General features: G+C 63.4%; 14 protein-coding genes. 3 read left to right on the top strand and 11 right to left on the bottom strand.

Annotation, left to right across the window (positions count from 1 at the left end; genetic code table 11):
* Positions 1 to 10: 10 nt before the first annotated feature.
* From PW947_RS12900 to gspG, 7 genes are all read right to left on the bottom strand, one after another.
* Positions 11 to 514, bottom strand: a complete 504-nt coding sequence (locus PW947_RS12900) for a type II secretion system protein M (RefSeq protein ID WP_299632177.1) — start codon at positions 512 to 514, stop codon at positions 11 to 13.
* Complete coding sequence (gene gspL / locus PW947_RS12895) at positions 511 to 1,926, bottom strand: type II secretion system protein GspL (protein WP_299632175.1); 1,416 nt, start codon at positions 1,924 to 1,926, stop codon at positions 511 to 513. Before gspL ends, PW947_RS12900 begins: the two co-directional genes overlap by 4 nt.
* Before the next feature lie 28 nt (positions 1,927 to 1,954).
* The gene (gene gspK, locus PW947_RS12890; RefSeq protein ID WP_299632940.1) at positions 1,955 to 2,998 is read right to left on the bottom strand and encodes a type II secretion system minor pseudopilin GspK; all 1,044 of its coding nucleotides are present in this window, start codon (positions 2,996 to 2,998) and stop codon (positions 1,955 to 1,957) included.
* A gap of 787 nt (positions 2,999 to 3,785) precedes the next feature.
* The gene (locus tag PW947_RS12885) at positions 3,786 to 4,463 is read right to left on the bottom strand and encodes a prepilin-type N-terminal cleavage/methylation domain-containing protein (RefSeq protein ID WP_299632174.1); all 678 of its coding nucleotides are present in this window, start codon (positions 4,461 to 4,463) and stop codon (positions 3,786 to 3,788) included.
* Positions 4,441 to 4,854: a type II secretion system minor pseudopilin GspI gene (gspI, locus tag PW947_RS12880; protein ID WP_299632172.1), complete on the bottom strand. Its 414-nt coding sequence runs from the start codon at positions 4,852 to 4,854 to the stop codon at positions 4,441 to 4,443. Before gspI ends, PW947_RS12885 begins: the two co-directional genes overlap by 23 nt.
* A 1-nt stretch (position 4,855) precedes the next feature.
* Positions 4,856 to 5,323 carry a GspH/FimT family pseudopilin gene (locus PW947_RS12875; RefSeq protein WP_299632939.1) on the bottom strand — a complete coding sequence of 156 codons (468 nt, stop codon included), beginning with the start codon at positions 5,321 to 5,323 and terminating at the stop codon, positions 4,856 to 4,858.
* 28 nt (positions 5,324 to 5,351) lie between these two features.
* Positions 5,352 to 5,816, bottom strand: coding sequence for a type II secretion system major pseudopilin GspG (gspG, locus tag PW947_RS12870; protein ID WP_299632170.1), 465 nt, complete (start codon positions 5,814 to 5,816; stop codon positions 5,352 to 5,354).
* A 169-nt stretch (positions 5,817 to 5,985) separates the two neighbouring features.
* Here gspG and PW947_RS12865 point away from each other — a divergent pair, with 169 nt between their 5' ends.
* The gene (locus tag PW947_RS12865) at positions 5,986 to 6,399 is read left to right on the top strand and encodes a general secretion pathway protein GspC (protein ID WP_299632168.1); all 414 of its coding nucleotides are present in this window, start codon (positions 5,986 to 5,988) and stop codon (positions 6,397 to 6,399) included.
* A 54-nt stretch (positions 6,400 to 6,453) separates the two neighbouring features.
* Here the strand turns inward: PW947_RS12865 and gspF are convergent, their stop codons facing one another.
* From gspF to gspD, 3 genes are read right to left on the bottom strand one after another with little or no spacing between them, the layout of a single operon-like run.
* The gene (gene gspF / locus PW947_RS12860) at positions 6,454 to 7,671 is read right to left on the bottom strand and encodes a type II secretion system inner membrane protein GspF (RefSeq protein WP_299632167.1); all 1,218 of its coding nucleotides are present in this window, start codon (positions 7,669 to 7,671) and stop codon (positions 6,454 to 6,456) included.
* A gap of 4 nt (positions 7,672 to 7,675) precedes the next feature.
* On the bottom strand, positions 7,676 to 9,151 hold the full coding sequence (gspE, locus tag PW947_RS12855) for a type II secretion system ATPase GspE (RefSeq protein WP_299632938.1): 1,476 nt from the start codon (positions 9,149 to 9,151) through the stop codon (positions 7,676 to 7,678).
* A 26-nt stretch (positions 9,152 to 9,177) separates the two neighbouring features.
* Positions 9,178 to 11,562: a type II secretion system secretin GspD gene (gene gspD, locus PW947_RS12850; protein WP_299632165.1), complete on the bottom strand. Its 2,385-nt coding sequence runs from the start codon at positions 11,560 to 11,562 to the stop codon at positions 9,178 to 9,180.
* 694 nt (positions 11,563 to 12,256) lie between these two features.
* On the opposite strand from gspD, the gene PW947_RS12845 reads away from it, so the two are divergent.
* Positions 12,257 to 12,703, top strand: a complete 447-nt coding sequence (locus tag PW947_RS12845; RefSeq protein ID WP_299632164.1) for a lytic transglycosylase domain-containing protein — start codon at positions 12,257 to 12,259, stop codon at positions 12,701 to 12,703.
* 157 nt (positions 12,704 to 12,860) lie between these two features.
* Positions 12,861 to 14,108, top strand: a complete 1,248-nt coding sequence (locus tag PW947_RS12840) for a GTP-binding protein (RefSeq protein WP_299632163.1) — start codon at positions 12,861 to 12,863, stop codon at positions 14,106 to 14,108.
* A 206-nt stretch (positions 14,109 to 14,314) separates the two neighbouring features.
* Here the strand turns inward: PW947_RS12840 and PW947_RS12835 are convergent, their stop codons facing one another.
* On the bottom strand, positions 14,315 to 14,593 hold the full coding sequence (locus tag PW947_RS12835; RefSeq protein WP_074262967.1) for an HU family DNA-binding protein: 279 nt from the start codon (positions 14,591 to 14,593) through the stop codon (positions 14,315 to 14,317).
* Positions 14,594 to 14,600 lie beyond the last annotated feature (7 nt).

Here is a 14,600-nt window from a genome sequence, read left to right as displayed (position 1 = left end):
CACGCTGCGGTCATTTGACCGTCGACGGTTGCAGCGACGCGATCAGATCGACCTGACCGTTGTCCTTCAGCGCGCTCGCGTGCGCCTCGGCGACCTGCACCTTGAACTGGCGGCGCACGTCGTTCGCCCATTGCGTCCACGCGGGAAACGACACGTTTTTCAACTGGATCTGCACTGCGTTGCCGACCACCTGAACCTGCACCGCCGACATTCCGTGATCCGTCAGCGACGCGGTCAACGCATCGCGCAGCGCAATGCCGGTCGGCGCCACGCTTTGCGCCGCCGCCGACAGCGTGCGCGCCTCGTTCGCCTGCGCGCTCATCTGCGCGAGCTGACGCTGCATCGCCGGCAGCGTTTCACGCAGACGCGCGCGGCCGTCTTGCGCGGGCGCCCACAACACCGACCACGCGACCACCACGCCGACCGCCGCGCCACCCCACGTCAGCAACGCTTTCTCGCGCTCGGTGCGGCCGTCCCAGAATCCAGCCCACGATTGGGCAAGTGCCGATTTCATTGTCCGCTCCTGATGGTCCACTTGCCGGTATTCGCGTCGATCGCGCCGTTCAGCCCGTTGCGCGCGAGCCGCCGCGCGAGGTCTTGATCGACCTTGATCTGCGGCTTGAAGGTCACCTCCAGACGCCGGTCGTGATAATCGAGTGCGGCGATTCCATCGACGGGAACCGGACCCAGCGAACGCGCGAGGCCGTCGGCGAGCGACAGAAAATCGTCCGGCGACAGCTCACCCGCCGCGACCCGCAGTTGCTGCAACTGACGCGACATCTGGCCGGGCGCGTCGAGCACGACCGTGGTTTTCGGGAACGCGTTCAACAGCAGTTCCGTCATCTGCGCGCTGATCGCGTCGCGTTGACGCGCGAGCATCAACCACTGCACGTTCGCGCCGATGATCGCGACCACCAGCGACGCCACCAGCAGCGCGATCGGCAGGCGCAGACGGCGCAAGGTCGCGCGGTCGAGGCGCCACGGTTGCGACGCGAATTCGAACTGACACAGATCGAAACGGCAATCGAGCGCGCGTCGCGCCAACGCGTCGAACGGCAACGCTTGCGCGGCAGGCGCCGCCGGTGCGCCGCGCGTCAGACCCGGCTCGCTGCCGGGCACGTCCGTGAGCGTGTACAGCGTGACATTGGCCGCGCCCGCAAGCGCGGTCAGCGTCGCTTCGACCGCGTTGGCCGGCACCGCGAACCCTTCGCCTTGCGCGCCACGCACGACGGCGAGTTCGACGCGCGGCGTGGCCGCGCGCTCCACCGCCGCATCGAGCAGCAAGCCGGGCGCAGTCGGCGTGACCGTCCCGAGCAGCGCCGCCACCACCGGAACCGGCGCGCTCGCGCCGGGCGTCTGCGGTGCTTTCGACGCGGTCTTTTTCGAGTTGACCGGCGCGGCACTCGACGCTCCAGCGCTGCCGGCAGACACCAGCGCGGCGGCTTCTTCTGCAACAGTTGCCAGGCTTTCCATCGCGGCCGGCGATGGCGGCGGCAGACAGCGCGTGACCGGCACCGCACGCAGCGCGCGGTGTCCGGCTGCGGCGAACGCTTCGCAGATGAAGCGGAACCAGCCGCGATCGACGATCGCGAGCAGACGGCGACCGCCGTCGAGTGCTTGCGGATCGACTGCGATGTGGCAGGTCTGCGGATCCTGGATCAGTTGATCCTCGACGACATTGGGCAACGCCTGACGCAGACGCGGCCCCTTCAGCGGTGGCAAAGTGGCCGGCATCATCAGCAGGTCGCGGGCGGCCAGCATCAGCACCGTCGACGACGCGCGCGGCAGCAGCGCGAGCGCCGAGCGGCCGGCGCGTTGGGTGCGGCCGGATTTGTCGAGCAGCACGAACGGCAACTCCGGCAGTTGCCATTCCTGCGACGGCACCGCCGGGTCACGCGGCGGCAATAGAACGATCAGCGTGCTCAAAGGCCCCTCTCTCCGGGAAATTCGTTATTCATAGTTGGTCCTGGACCCGCACGATGCGTGTCGTGTGAGTCAGCGCATCGCGATAGACGAGGGTGGTGCGGTCCACTTCCGCGCGTTCGTGATCGACGCGTCCGTGGATGACGAAATAGCTCGTGTTGACGTCGAGTTGACTGGTATCGATCGAGATCTGCTGGAGACCCGTGCCGCGCAATGCGAGCAGCACGTCGCTGGCATTGTGGAAGAACACCGTTTCGCGGCGCGCGGCGAACGCCTGCGCGGCCGACAGGTTCATCCCCGGCACGACAGCCGCGATGACTTCCGCCGGTGCCGTATTCATGTTGAGCGCGGTCGTGGTGGGCAGCACCGTGACGAACGGGCGAAGCCGCGCGACCATGTCGGCGCTGAAGCCGGGCACATCGAGCAGGGAATCGACGCTGATCATTTGCAGCGGCGCGACGGCGGCGTCGTCGTCGCTGTCTTCGAGGCCGGGTTTATCCGTGAAATTGCTGCCGCCGGTGGCGCCGCCTTGAAGTTGCGGCGTCGTGGTCGCGCCGGTGGTGGAAGTTTGTTGCTGGAAGCGCCTGGCCGATTGCGCGAGGCTGTTGCGCATCTGGACCGCGGTGTTTTTCGCGAGTTGTCCGTTGAGGCCGAGCAGGGCGAGCAGGCGCTGGAACGCTTCGATCTGTTCGACGTTCAGTTGCAGCAGGCCGGGCGCCGGGCTCGACACCAGGTTCCGGAGGTTGAATTTCGCTTGAGCGTCTTCGATCGAACCGGACAGATAGGTCGCCGCGCCTTGATCCGCGCGGACCTCGCCGATCTGGCCGAGGAAATCGGACAGACGCGTTTTGGCGATGGGAACGCCCCAGACGCCGCCGAGATAGGTGACGCCTGCGGACGTGTCGCCTTCCGAGCGGAGGATCAGCCGCGTCCAGTCGAGCGCGCCTCGCGCGACCCATTGGGCTTGCGAGATGAGGCGCTGGTTTTCGATGCGGCGGATCTGGACTTGCTGGCGCCAGAGCATGCCGGAGACGAGGATCGCCGATAGGGCGACGACCAGGAGGGCGCTGATGATGGCTGCGCCGGATTGTTGGTTGGTGCTTCGGTTTTGGTTTTGGTTTTGGTTTTGCTTTGGCTTTAGCTTGCTGCGGGCGCCGGGCTCGATGCACGCGCCTGCGTGCGCGGCCTGTTTTCGCGTCGGTACGTTCGCTTCGTCCCTGTGCGGGACCGCACCTACTTTTCTTTGCTCGCGCAAAGAAAAGTAGGCAAAAGAAAGCGCGTTTACACCACCACTTCGTAGCGAGTGGCGTCCTTTCAGAACGGGTAGTGGTCCGCGCACGTTTTGAGTTGTCGCACCGTTTGCCTCGGTGACAAGGCAGTCATTCGTTCCGGCTGTTCGCTCCGCGACGGCCGACGGGCACACCCCGATCCTTTCGGCTTGGCCGAATCGATACGCATCACTTCGCCGGTCACACGGACCCGCCTCCTCGAGGAGGTTGAGTGCACGTTTTATTGTGCACATGTGAAGCTTCGTGAACCGTCGAAATGGCATGCGAATACGGTGACGCAAAAAGGTGTTCGAACTGGGCTACCGCCGCGCAGCGGGCGGGATGTGCGGGCGCGGACCACCGGGAAAAACGGACCGACCACTCCAAACGTGCGCGGTCCACTACCCGGAAAATTACTAGACGCCACTCGCTACGAAGCGCGAGGTAAACGCGCTTTCTTTTGCCTACTTTTCTTTGCGCGAGCAAAGAAAAGTAGGTGCGGTCCCGCACAGGGACGATCCAGGCAGACCACCGCGAAACCGGGACAACCACAACAACAACCCAAAAACAAAACCAAACCCTCGCCACCCATCATCACTCCCCGACGAGAAAAACCCGACTAACCGGTCTAGCCAACGACCTAGCCCCAACACTCACCTCAAGCCCGGTCACCGCGCGCGGCAGCGGCGCATTCCCCAACTGCGGAACCTTCAGGTTATTCACCCCTTCGGTGATCGCCGATGTCACATCGTTCATCTGCGTGGTCCACCCAACCTTCGGTACATACAACCGCGCATTGATCGCGCCCACACCACCCATCAACGGTACCGCCGACCAGTCGCTACCTTCGCCGCCACGCAACGCCCGACGCAACTGGCCGACATTGCCAAGCAACGGCGACGCGTACCGCACGATCCGTCCCTCGGCGATCCGGTATCGCACGACCTGCAAACGCGGCGCACTGCCCGGTGCGCCCACCTCGCGCACAATCTGCAACATGCTGCCGCCTATCGATACCGCCGCCTGGCCCACTTCATCCTCCGAGGCGGCCTGCCGCGCGTCGATCCGCATCTGGTCGAACAGTTGCGCAAACACGCGCTCGTCTTCCATCGCGTTCGTGATGGTCTGCCGGCCGCGCACGATCTGATCCAGTCCGCGCCACGACAACACCGCGATCACCGCCATGATCGCAATCGCCACCAGCAATTCGATCAGCGTAAAACCACGCGCACCCGACGCGCCTCGACGCCTAAAGCGAACGGTTCGTTTCATTCGCCACCACCGTCACCATCTGCGCGAGATTGCCCCGACGCCCCGGCATCGTCACCGAAACCTCGACCCGTCTGAACACCGGATTCGGCGTCGATGTCACATTCTCCGTGCAGATCAATTGCAAATTCCCCTGCGAACAATCGAAACTGTGCGCGCCCACATCCGGCCAGCTATGCGCTAGCCGCAGTTGCGCCAGCGTGTTGTCCGCGCTCCAGCCGGCCAGCAGCCGGTTGTGAAGATCGGCTTCGCCGCTCGCCAGACTTCCCACCGCGCGCAACGACGCCGCCAGCGCAATCGCGATGATCGCCAGCGCGACCAGCACTTCGATCATCGTGAAACCGCGCTGTGCACGCGTACGTGCGGCGATCGTTGCCGCTACCGGTCGAACCATCTCAGCGCACCTCGTACCGGCCATTGCCGGTTCCGACGATCGTCGCGCGACCGGCCGACGAATACAACGTCACCTGCACCGGCGCATCGATGCTCTCGGTGCCGAACACGATCCGGCTCGCCTGCGTGTCCGCGCCCGGATAAGCAATCGACACGCCCGTCACGCCACCTTCCCATTGACGCGGCCCAAGCAGATCGTCACGCAATGGACGCCAGCCGTCGTCGGTCCGCATATCGAAACGAAAGCCGCCTTCGAGCGGTTGCCATGCGATCGGACGCGCGCGCACCTGCGCCTCGTCACCTGCGGATTCGAACAGCAACGCGAGCCGCTGCGCTTCTTCGTTGAGATCGGTGCGCGGATTGCGCGACAACGTCAACGACGCCAGCGAAATCAGCAAGCCCGCGATCATCAACACCACCAGCATTTCCAGCAGCGTAAAACCACGTTCGCGTCGCAATGCCGGTTGCATGGCCAGATGAGCGTTCAATGCGATGCGGCTATTGCCACGAGCCGACGTCGGCATCGTTGCCTTCGCCGCCCGGTTTGCCGTCCGCGCCGTAACTGAACACGTCGATCTCGCCATGAACGCCCGGATTCAGATATTGATACCCGTTGCCCCACGGATCGTTAGGCAGACGCTCCAGATAACCGCCGTCTTTCCAGTTGTTCGGGATCGGATCGGTGCTCGGCTTTTCGGTCAGCGAACGCAGCCCTTGCTCTTGCGTCGGATAACGGCCGTTATCGAGGCGATACAGTTTCAGCGCCTGCATCACCGTGCCGATGTCCTGCTTTGCCGCGACCCGGCGCGCTTCGTCCGGACGGCTCATGATCTTCGGCACGATCAACGCGGCCAGAATGCCGAGAATCGCGATCACGACCATCACTTCGATCAGCGTGAAACCGCGTTGACGGCGGCTGCGCTGACCGGCGATCGCGGTACGGCGGATGGTCCACATTTGCATAGCTTGCTACCTCTTTTCAGATTGGAATGTCGGTCGGAGGCGCGTCGCGCCGTTCCGGTTCATTCGCACAATCCGCGATTGAACCACGCCCGATCGGTCATTTTAATGTCATGCACTTAAAGGGCTTCAACCCAACGCAATTTTCACAATAGTCCGTACAATATTGCGCATGAACGCTATCCAAATCCGCCTTCTGTCGCTCGCGCTTTTTGCGTTGTTCTGCGCGACGCTCACGTACTGGGTCGTCTCGATCATGGCGCTGTCGGGCAACCCCGTGCCGGCTGCCGCCGCCCACGCGCCGGTCTCGGTCGATCAGGCCGCGACGCTGTTCGGCGGGCAACTCACCCGCAACGTCAATCAGGACGTCAGGCTGTTCGGCATCCTGTCGTTGCGTGAAGGCTCGGCGGCCATCGTCAGCACCGGTGGCGAGCCGCCGCGCGCGGTGTCGCTCGGCGGTCCGCTGATGCAAGGCGCGAAGCTCTACGAAGTACGCGCCCGCTCCATCGTGATCGATCGCAATGGCGTGCATTCCGAAGTGTTCCTGCCCGCCAACCCGGCCGGCCCGACCATCTACGTCCGCTGACCCGCTGACCCGGTAACTTGACGCCGCGTCGCGATGCGCGCGGCGCAACATCCGTCACTGCACCAGATTGTTCAGCTCGATGATCGGCAGCATTACCGCCAGCACGATCACCAGCACCACACCGCCCATCGCCAGAATCAGCAACGGTTCGAGCAGGCTCGTCATAAACATCGTGCGACGTTCGAGTTCGCGCGCTTCGCCTTCCGCGGCACGATCCAGCATCGTCGTGACATCGCCGGTGGCTTCACCCGAGCGGATCAGGTGAACCAGCACCGGCGGAAACGTCTTGGTATTGCCCAACGCACGCGATAACGACGTGCCTTCGCGAACCCGCACGATGGCATCGTCGATATTGCCGCGCATCGCCTTGTTGCTCAACGTCTCGCTCGCGGCCTGCAACGCGCGCAGGATCGGCACGCCGGCCGCCGTCAGAATGCCGAGCGTGCTGGCAAAACGCACGGTGTTATAGCCGCGCACGAGTTTGCCGAGCAGCGGCGCAGTCAGCAGCCAGCGGTCGAAGCCCAGACGCGGCCCGGGTTGCGCGAGAATCGAACGGACGATCCACGCGATCACCACCACCGCGAGCAGCGTCGCCCACCACCATTGCCGCACGAATCCCGATAGCGCCATCATCATGATGGTGAGGAAGGGCAGTTGCTGCTTGGTGCTGGAAAACACGTTGACGACCTGCGGCACGACATAGCTCAGCAGGAACGTGACGATCCCGAAAGCGATCAGCGTGACGATGGCCGGATAGGTGAACGCGAGCACGATCTTCTGTTTCAGCGCATTGCGTTGCTCGATGTAATCGGCCAGACGCGACAGCACCAGACCGAGCTTGCCGGTATGTTCGCCGGCTGCCACCAGCGCGCGATAGATTTCCGGGAAGTCGCGCGGATGCTGTTGCAGCGCATTCGCGAGCGAATGGCCACCGAGCACTTCCGCACGAATCGACGCCATCAGTTCGCGGATGTAATCGCGCTCCGATTGTTCGGTCAGCACGGCCAGCGCTTCGTCGAGCGGCAAGCCCGCGATCAGCAGGCTGGCGAGTTGCCGCGTCAGGATGGCCTGTTCGCGTTGCGACAGTCTGCGCCCAAGCGACAAGCGCTGATTGCGCTCGCCGCGCGTGCGCGTCGCGGCCGGTTCGACCACCAGTGGCGTCAGACCTTGCGTGCGGAGATGCGTGCGCGCGCCGCGCGCGCTGTCGGCGTCGAGCACGCCTTTTTGCGCTTTGCCCGACGCATCGATCGCTTCGAAACGGAATGCCGGCATGCGCTTATGCTCCGCCCGTCACGCGAATCACTTCTTCGAGCGACGTCAAACCCGATTCGAGCCAGCGATCCGCGTCTTCGCGCAGCGTGCGCATACCTTGCGCGCGTCCGGCGGTGAGAATCTCGGCGTCGGCAGCATTGCGGTGAATCTGCGCGCGAATCGCATCGTCGATCAGCAGCAATTCGTAGACACCGCGTCGTCCCGCATAACCCGATTGCCCGCACCGGTCGCAACCCACCGGATGCCAGCGCACGGTGCCGTCCGGCTCCTCGCGCTCCTCGCGGCACACCGGACACAGGCGGCGCACCAGACGCTGCGCGAGCACGCCGAGCAACGACGACGCGAGCAGATACGGTTCGACGCCCATATCGGTCAGCCGCGTGACGGCCGACGCAGCGTCATTCGTGTGCAGCGTCGCCAGAACCAGGTGACCCGTCAGCGAGGCCTGAACCGCGATCTGCGCGGTTTCGAGGTCGCGGATTTCACCGATCATGATGACGTCCGGGTCTTGCCGCAAAATGGACCGCAGCGCCCGCGCGAAGGTCATGCCGATCCGCTCGTTGACCTGGGTTTGTCCGATGCCCGACAGGTCGTATTCGATCGGATCTTCGACCGTCATGATGTTGGTGGTTTGTGTTTCGAGCCGCGACATCGACGCGTACAGCGTGGTCGTCTTGCCCGAACCGGTCGGGCCGGTCACCAGCACGATGCCGTGCGGCTTGCCGATCAGCCGGTCGAACTTGTCGCGCGTATCGGATGCCATGCCGAGCGCTTCGAGATTCAGCCGCGACGCATCCTTTTCGAGCAGACGCAGCACCGCGCGCTCGCCGTGACCGGTCGGCAACGTGGACACGCGCACATCGACCGGACGGCCGCCGACCCGCAACGTGATCCGGCCGTCTTGCGGCAGACGTTTTTCGGCGATGTCGAGCTGCGCCATGATCTTGATCCGCGAGATCAACGCGCCGTGCAACGCTTTCTTCGGGCGCACGACATCGCGCAACGTGCCGTCCACGCGGAAACGCACCACCGACGCGGTTTCGAACGGCTCGATATGAATGTCCGACGCCTGTTCGCGCGCGGCTTGCGTCAGCAGCGCATTGATCATCCGGATGATCGGCGCGTCGTCTTCCGATTCGAGCAGATCCTCGACCTCGGGAATATCCTGCATCAGCCGCGACAGATCGACTTCACCTTCCACTTCGCCGACCACTTGCGCAGCGCTACCGTCCTGGCGCGCGTACGCCTGGTTGATTGCGAGCGCGAGTTCGTCGGCGGCCAGACGCACCACTGAAATTGCGCCGAAGTTGCGCGCGATTTCCGACAACGCAGCGTCGCTGGTGCGCTCGCTGATCCACACTTCGAGCGAATCCGCATGCTGATGCGCGACCAGAATCTGTCCGCTGCGCGCAAAGCCATACGGCACGAGACGCGCGGCCACCGGCGACGGCGCGACGCGCTCGACCGCTGAGGCCAGCATGCTGCCGTTTCCGGTAGACGGGGTGCTCACGGCTGGACTCCCGGTGCGGCGCCCGACGGCTGCGTCTGATATTGCGGTTGCGGTACCGGCGTGGTTTGCACGCCCGGCGCGGTGTAGGTGGTCGCGCCTTGCGCGTTGTTGACCGCGTTCGACGGCACCGTCGGCGTGCCGGGTGTACCCGGACCGGCCGGTTGGCCGCCCTGAATCTGGCCCATGATGCGGTTCAGGTCGAACAGATTCTGCGCGGCCGGCACACCCTGGCTCGGACCCGGCGGCGGCGGCGGCACCATCGGCCCGTTCTTGTCGCGGATCAGCCGGTTGTCGGACTGATAGTTGTTCGTCTGGCCGCGTACGTAGTCGTAGCGATTCATCGTGATTTCGTTGCTGGTTGTCGCATCACGCACGATCACCGGTCGCAGGAAAACCATCAGGTTGGTCTTGGTACGCGACTTGTTTTCCGAGCGGAACAACTGCCCGAGCCACGGGATATCGCCAAGCAGCGGCACCTTGCTGTTGCCGTTCGCGTAGTTATCCTGCATCAGGCCGCCCAGCACGACGATTTCGCCATCGTCCGCGAGAATGGTGGACTGGATCGAACGCTTGTTGATCGTGACGCCGCCAGGATTGCTGGTCGTGGTCGAATCGACCGATGAATCTTCCTGATACAGCTGCAGTTTCAGGACGCCGCCTTCGGTGATCTGCGGCTTCACGTGCAACGTGATGCCCACGTCCTGACGGTCGAACGTGTTGAACGCGCTGACCGACGTGGTGGTGTTTGCCGTGGGCGTCGCGTATGAACCCGTGACGATCGGCACGTTCTGGCCAACCACGATCTTCGCTTCTTCGTTGTCGAGCGTGATCAGGTTCGGCGTGGACAGAATGTTCGCGTCGGTGTTTTGCGACAGCGCCTGCAACAGGCCGCCGAGTCCGAATACGTTGCCGAACTGGTGCAGCAAACCGATATTCAGCCCGTTGTTCAGCAGACCCGTGCCGGCAGCGGCGAGCGCCGTGGTCGGATTTTGCGCAATCGCCGCACCCGTCGCCGTCAGGTTGACGATGCCCTGACTGCCGTTCGACGCGAAATTCGAGCCGCCGTACACGCCGTTATTGCCGCTGCTCGACAGCAGCGCGCCTTGCCATTGAATGCCGAGATTCGCCGACGTGGTCGCCGACAGTTCGACGATCAACGCCTCGATGTAGACCTGCGCGCGACGCGCGTCGAGCTGGTCGATCACGGTGCGCAGGTTGCGGTAGACCGGGTCCGGCGCGGTGATGATCAGCGAATTGGTCGCGGCGTCGGCCTGGATCATGCCGCCGCCCGAGTTGCTGTCTTCGCTGCTGTTGGTGTTGTCTTTATCGCCGAGGAAGGCCGCGCTGTTATTGCCGCCGTTCGACGAGCCGCCCATCGGATTGCTGCCGGACGCGCTGGTCGAACCCGACGGTAGCGGCGGCATGCCGGACGTACCGGTCGAGCTGTTGCCGTTCTGGTTGAACGAGTTCGTGCTGTTGTTGCCGCTGCTGCTGTTGCCGGTGGACGAGCTGTCGCCGTTCCCCTTGCCGAGCATGCCGCGCAAGGTCTTGGCCAGGCGTACGGCGTCGGCGTTGCGCAGCGTGACCACGTGCATGTTGCCCGGTTGCGCGGTGGGCGCGTCGAGTTCACGGGCGAGCGTTCTGGCGGCACTCAGCCGGCCCGCGTTCGACGCGCGCAGCAGCAGCGAGTTGGTACGGGGATCGGCGGTGACGGACACCTTCAGCGTCGCATCGGTGCTGCCGATCGCGCCCGGATCGAGCATCTTCGACAGTTGCGTCGCGGCGTCGAGCGCATTCGCGTTCTTCATCGGAATCACGGCGACCTGCTGGCCGGCCGCCGTATCCACACCGGCGATGATCTGCGCGATCCGGCGGACGTTGTCCGCGTAGTCGGTCACGACGATCGTATTGTTGGCGGGGTAGGCCGCCACGGTGTTGTTCGGCGAGATCAGCGGACGCAGCACCGGCAGCAGGTTATTCGCCGATTCGTTCTTCAGCTCGAACACCTGGGTGATGACCTGATCGCCGCGCGCGGTGGGCGCATTGCCGATATAAGTGGGCACGCCCTGCAGCTTCGCATCCGCTTCGGGCACGACCTTCAACACGCCATGATCCTGAACCAGCGCGAAACCCTGCATCCGCAGCGCGGATTGCAATGTCTTCAGCGCCTGGTCTTCGGGCACCGCGTTTTCCGAAACGAGATTGAGCTGACCCTTGACGCGTGGATCGACGATGATCGTCTTGCCGGTCGCCGCGCCGATCGCCTTCGCGACCTGATCGATATCGGCGTTGACAAAGTTGAGGGTGACCTGGGCGTGCGCGATCTGCGTCGTGATCAGACCGGCCACCAGCAGCGCCGTGGCGACGCGACGCAATGCCATACGATTTCTTCTCATGGAGTGTGATGTCTATGCCGACAATCGTAGTTGCCGGCTGTCTGGCGCATCTGACACAGCATGGCAACGCAGCCCCCCTCGGCCTGCGTCGGCGCATCCTGGGCACGTTTCACCCCGGCTGCCGGCCACCCTGTATCCGAAAAAAAAGAACAGTAACAGCTTTTCATGTCGGTTTTGAAACAAAACGAAAGGGGCCCGTGTAATTACTCTAAATACCGGTTTCCGGCTGTTACGAATTTGAAAGCCGGAACCGGACGACGGCGTCCTTCGGCACGTTACCGCTGTCGAATGCCCTTGTCTTTCGGACATAAATGCCAGTATCGACATATCGTCGACACACTCGCCTGATAAACAGACGCTCCATTTCCAATTTACCGATCCATTCACCGATGCGCGTAATCCATTCAGTAACACATTGCACCTGCGGCGCTCGCGTAGCACGGTTTTGTGCGTGCTTATGTCGGTTGGCGAACTTGACGGTCAATAGTCTGCCGGTATGATACGAGCGGTTTGCGACACTGGATGCGAGCGCGGCAAACGGGGTTTTCCCCGACTCGCGGCAATCGCCCGGCCGTGGCGGCTTCAGACGGAAAACCGCATGCAGCAAGGCGTTGCGGGACGCATTACGAATCCTTACCCAGCCATTTTTGATTAGTGATCTTGAGAGTCATCGCGACGGATGAAACCTGCTTACGTCATTGCCGTTGCCGGACTGATCGCGTTGTGCGCGGCCGGATCGGCACGCGCCGACTGCTTCGATGCGGCGGCCGGATATCAAAAGGTCAACCCGCTGATATTGCGCGCGATCGCGTGGCAGGAATCGCATAATCGCCCCGACGCGCTGCATAAAAACGCGAATGGATCGACTGACTACGGCGTGATGCAAATCAACTCGATCCATCTGCCGACACTCGCGCAATATGGCATTTCCACCGGCACGCTGATGGAGCCGTGCAAGAACGTCTACATTGCAGCGTGGCATTTGCGCCGGCAAATGAACAAATACGGTAATACCTGGAAAGCAGTCGGCGCTTACCATTCGGAGACGCCGGCGTTGCGCGACCAGTACGCGTCGCAGATCGCCGCGATCCTGAGAAAGTGGAACCTGATGCCCGCTGCACGCTGACGCGTTTCACGGCGTCGAACCCGACGTTGCGCCGATCCCGGCGCTGAGGCCGCGCGTGGTTTGATGCACAATGCGGCTTCGTGCTGCCTGCGCCCCGAGCGCCATCCGTGATCCGGGCAGAGGCACGCTTTCCGATCCTCTCCCTATCCGTACTGCGATGAACCAGCCGCCACTGCCCGTCACCGTGCTCTCCGGTTTTGTGGGCGCGGGCAAGACCACGCTCGTCAATCACATCCTCGCGAACCGCGGCGATTTGCGCATCGCCGTGATCGCCGCCGATGCGCTCGACAATCCGGCCGATCCCGCCGGCCTCGCCGATGAAGTCCGTCGCATCGCGCAGGCGGGCGACGTCGATGCGATCGTGATCGAGTCGGGCGCGGCCGTCGAACCGATGCCGATCGCCGAATCCTTCACCTTCGTCGAAGACGACGAAACCGCGCTTTCCGATCTCGCACGACTCGACACGATGGTCACGGTCGTCGATGCGTCCGCGTTTTTGCGCGACTGCGCGTGCGCCGACGCGCTGTCGGAACGCGGCCTCGCAACCGCCGACGACGACCGCACGGTCGTTGAACTGCTGATCGAGCAGATCGAGTTTTGCGATGTTCTGGCGATCAACAAGGCCGACCAGGTCAGCGCCGACGATCTCACGAAACTGCAACGCATCCTGGCGCGCGTCAATCCGCGCGCGGTGCAACTGGTGAGCCGTTTCGGCGTGGTGCCGCTCGACGAGGTGATCGATACGCAACGCTTCGATTTCGACGCGACCGCGAGCGCGCCGGGTTGGCTCGCATCGCTGGATCTGGTGGACAGTCACGCCGCGCACGCGCATCGCCTCGATGCGGACGAACTCGGCGTCAGCACCTTCGTGTATCGCGCGCGCCGGCCGTTCCACCCGGAACGTTTCTGGACGCTGCTGCATGAAGAATGGACCGGCGTATTGCGCAGCAAAGGCTTTTTCTGGCTCGCGTCACGGAGCGAGATTGCGGGCGCACTGTCGCAAGCGGGCGGGGCGTGTCGTCCGAGTCCGGCGGGTACCTGGTGGGCTGCGCAACCGCGCGACGAATGGCCGGAAGGCGATGACGAACTGAGCGCGGAAATCGCCACGGACTGGTTCGGCGACGAAAACGATCCGACCATCGGCGATCGTCGGCAGGAACTGGTGATGATCGGCGTGGATATCGACGCCGACGCATGGCGCGCAAAACTCGATGCGTGTCTGCTCACCGACGCCGAATTCGCGCAAGGCGGCGATGCGTGGCTGCACCTGAACGATCCGTTCCCCGCGTGGGATTTCGAATCCGACGACGAGCACGCGCACCATCACCACCACGATCACGATTGCGACCACACCTGCGATCACGACCATCATCATCATGGTCACGATCACGGTCACAAGCATTGATCAATGCGAGATGCTAAACACGCGGCGCGCAGGCACTAAACAACGAAAATAGCCTGCAAATAGCGCGCTAAAAACAAAGCGGCACCGAGTGGCGCGCGGATCGTGGATCCGCCGCACAACGTCGGTGCCGCTCGCCCTGCCGGAGATGCGCAGGTCAAAAAAAAAACCCGCCCGTGGCGGGTGTCAACAATCAGGCAATGTGCTGCTTAACGCTTGTTGACTGCGTCCTTGAACGCCTTGCCAGCCGTGAACTTGACGGTCTTGGCTGCCGGGATCTTGATGGTTTCGCCGGTCTTCGGGTTGCGGCCCGTACGTGCTGCGCGCTTGCCCGAACCGAAGCTGCCGAAGCCGATCAATTGAACCGCGTCGCCCTTCGAGACTGCCTTCTTGATGACTTCAAGCAACGTGTCCAGCGTTTCACCGGTTTGAGCCTTGCTGGCGCCCGTCTGACCTGCGACGGCGTCGATCAGTTCCTGTTTGTTCATTAAGGTT

It is taken from the genome of Paraburkholderia sp. (genome assembly GCF_028283785.1).
Classification (GTDB): domain Bacteria; phylum Pseudomonadota; class Gammaproteobacteria; order Burkholderiales; family Burkholderiaceae; genus Paraburkholderia.
The sequence above is the reverse complement of the archived record's forward strand: the minus strand, read 5'-3'. Positions and strand labels throughout refer to the sequence as shown.

What these genes read in the sequence shown, in the direction of transcription:
- PW947_RS12865 (WP_299632168.1), top strand. Translation starts at nt 5,986, where the DNA reads ATGAACGCTATCCAAATCCGCCTTCTGTCGCTCGCGCTTTTTGCGTTG.
- gspF (WP_299632167.1), bottom strand. Translation starts at nt 7,671, where the DNA reads ATGCCGGCATTCCGTTTCGAAGCGATCGATGCGTCGGGCAAAGCGCAA.
- PW947_RS12845 (WP_299632164.1), top strand. Translation starts at nt 12,257, where the DNA reads ATGAAACCTGCTTACGTCATTGCCGTTGCCGGACTGATCGCGTTGTGC.
- PW947_RS12840 (WP_299632163.1), top strand. Translation starts at nt 12,861, where the DNA reads ATGAACCAGCCGCCACTGCCCGTCACCGTGCTCTCCGGTTTTGTGGGC.
- PW947_RS12875 (WP_299632939.1), bottom strand. Translation starts at nt 5,323, where the DNA reads ATGCAACCGGCATTGCGACGCGAACGTGGTTTTACGCTGCTGGAAATG.
- PW947_RS12900 (WP_299632177.1), bottom strand. Translation starts at nt 514, where the DNA reads ATGAAATCGGCACTTGCCCAATCGTGGGCTGGATTCTGGGACGGCCGC.
- PW947_RS12835 (WP_074262967.1), bottom strand. Translation starts at nt 14,593, where the DNA reads ATGAACAAACAGGAACTGATCGACGCCGTCGCAGGTCAGACGGGCGCC.
- gspI (WP_299632172.1), bottom strand. Translation starts at nt 4,854, where the DNA reads ATGGTTCGACCGGTAGCGGCAACGATCGCCGCACGTACGCGTGCACAG.
- gspD (WP_299632165.1), bottom strand. Translation starts at nt 11,562, where the DNA reads ATGGCATTGCGTCGCGTCGCCACGGCGCTGCTGGTGGCCGGTCTGATC.
- gspG (WP_299632170.1), bottom strand. Translation starts at nt 5,816, where the DNA reads ATGCAAATGTGGACCATCCGCCGTACCGCGATCGCCGGTCAGCGCAGC.
- gspE (WP_299632938.1), bottom strand. Translation starts at nt 9,151, where the DNA reads ATGCTGGCCTCAGCGGTCGAGCGCGTCGCGCCGTCGCCGGTGGCCGCG.
- PW947_RS12885 (WP_299632174.1), bottom strand. Translation starts at nt 4,463, where the DNA reads ATGAAACGAACCGTTCGCTTTAGGCGTCGAGGCGCGTCGGGTGCGCGT.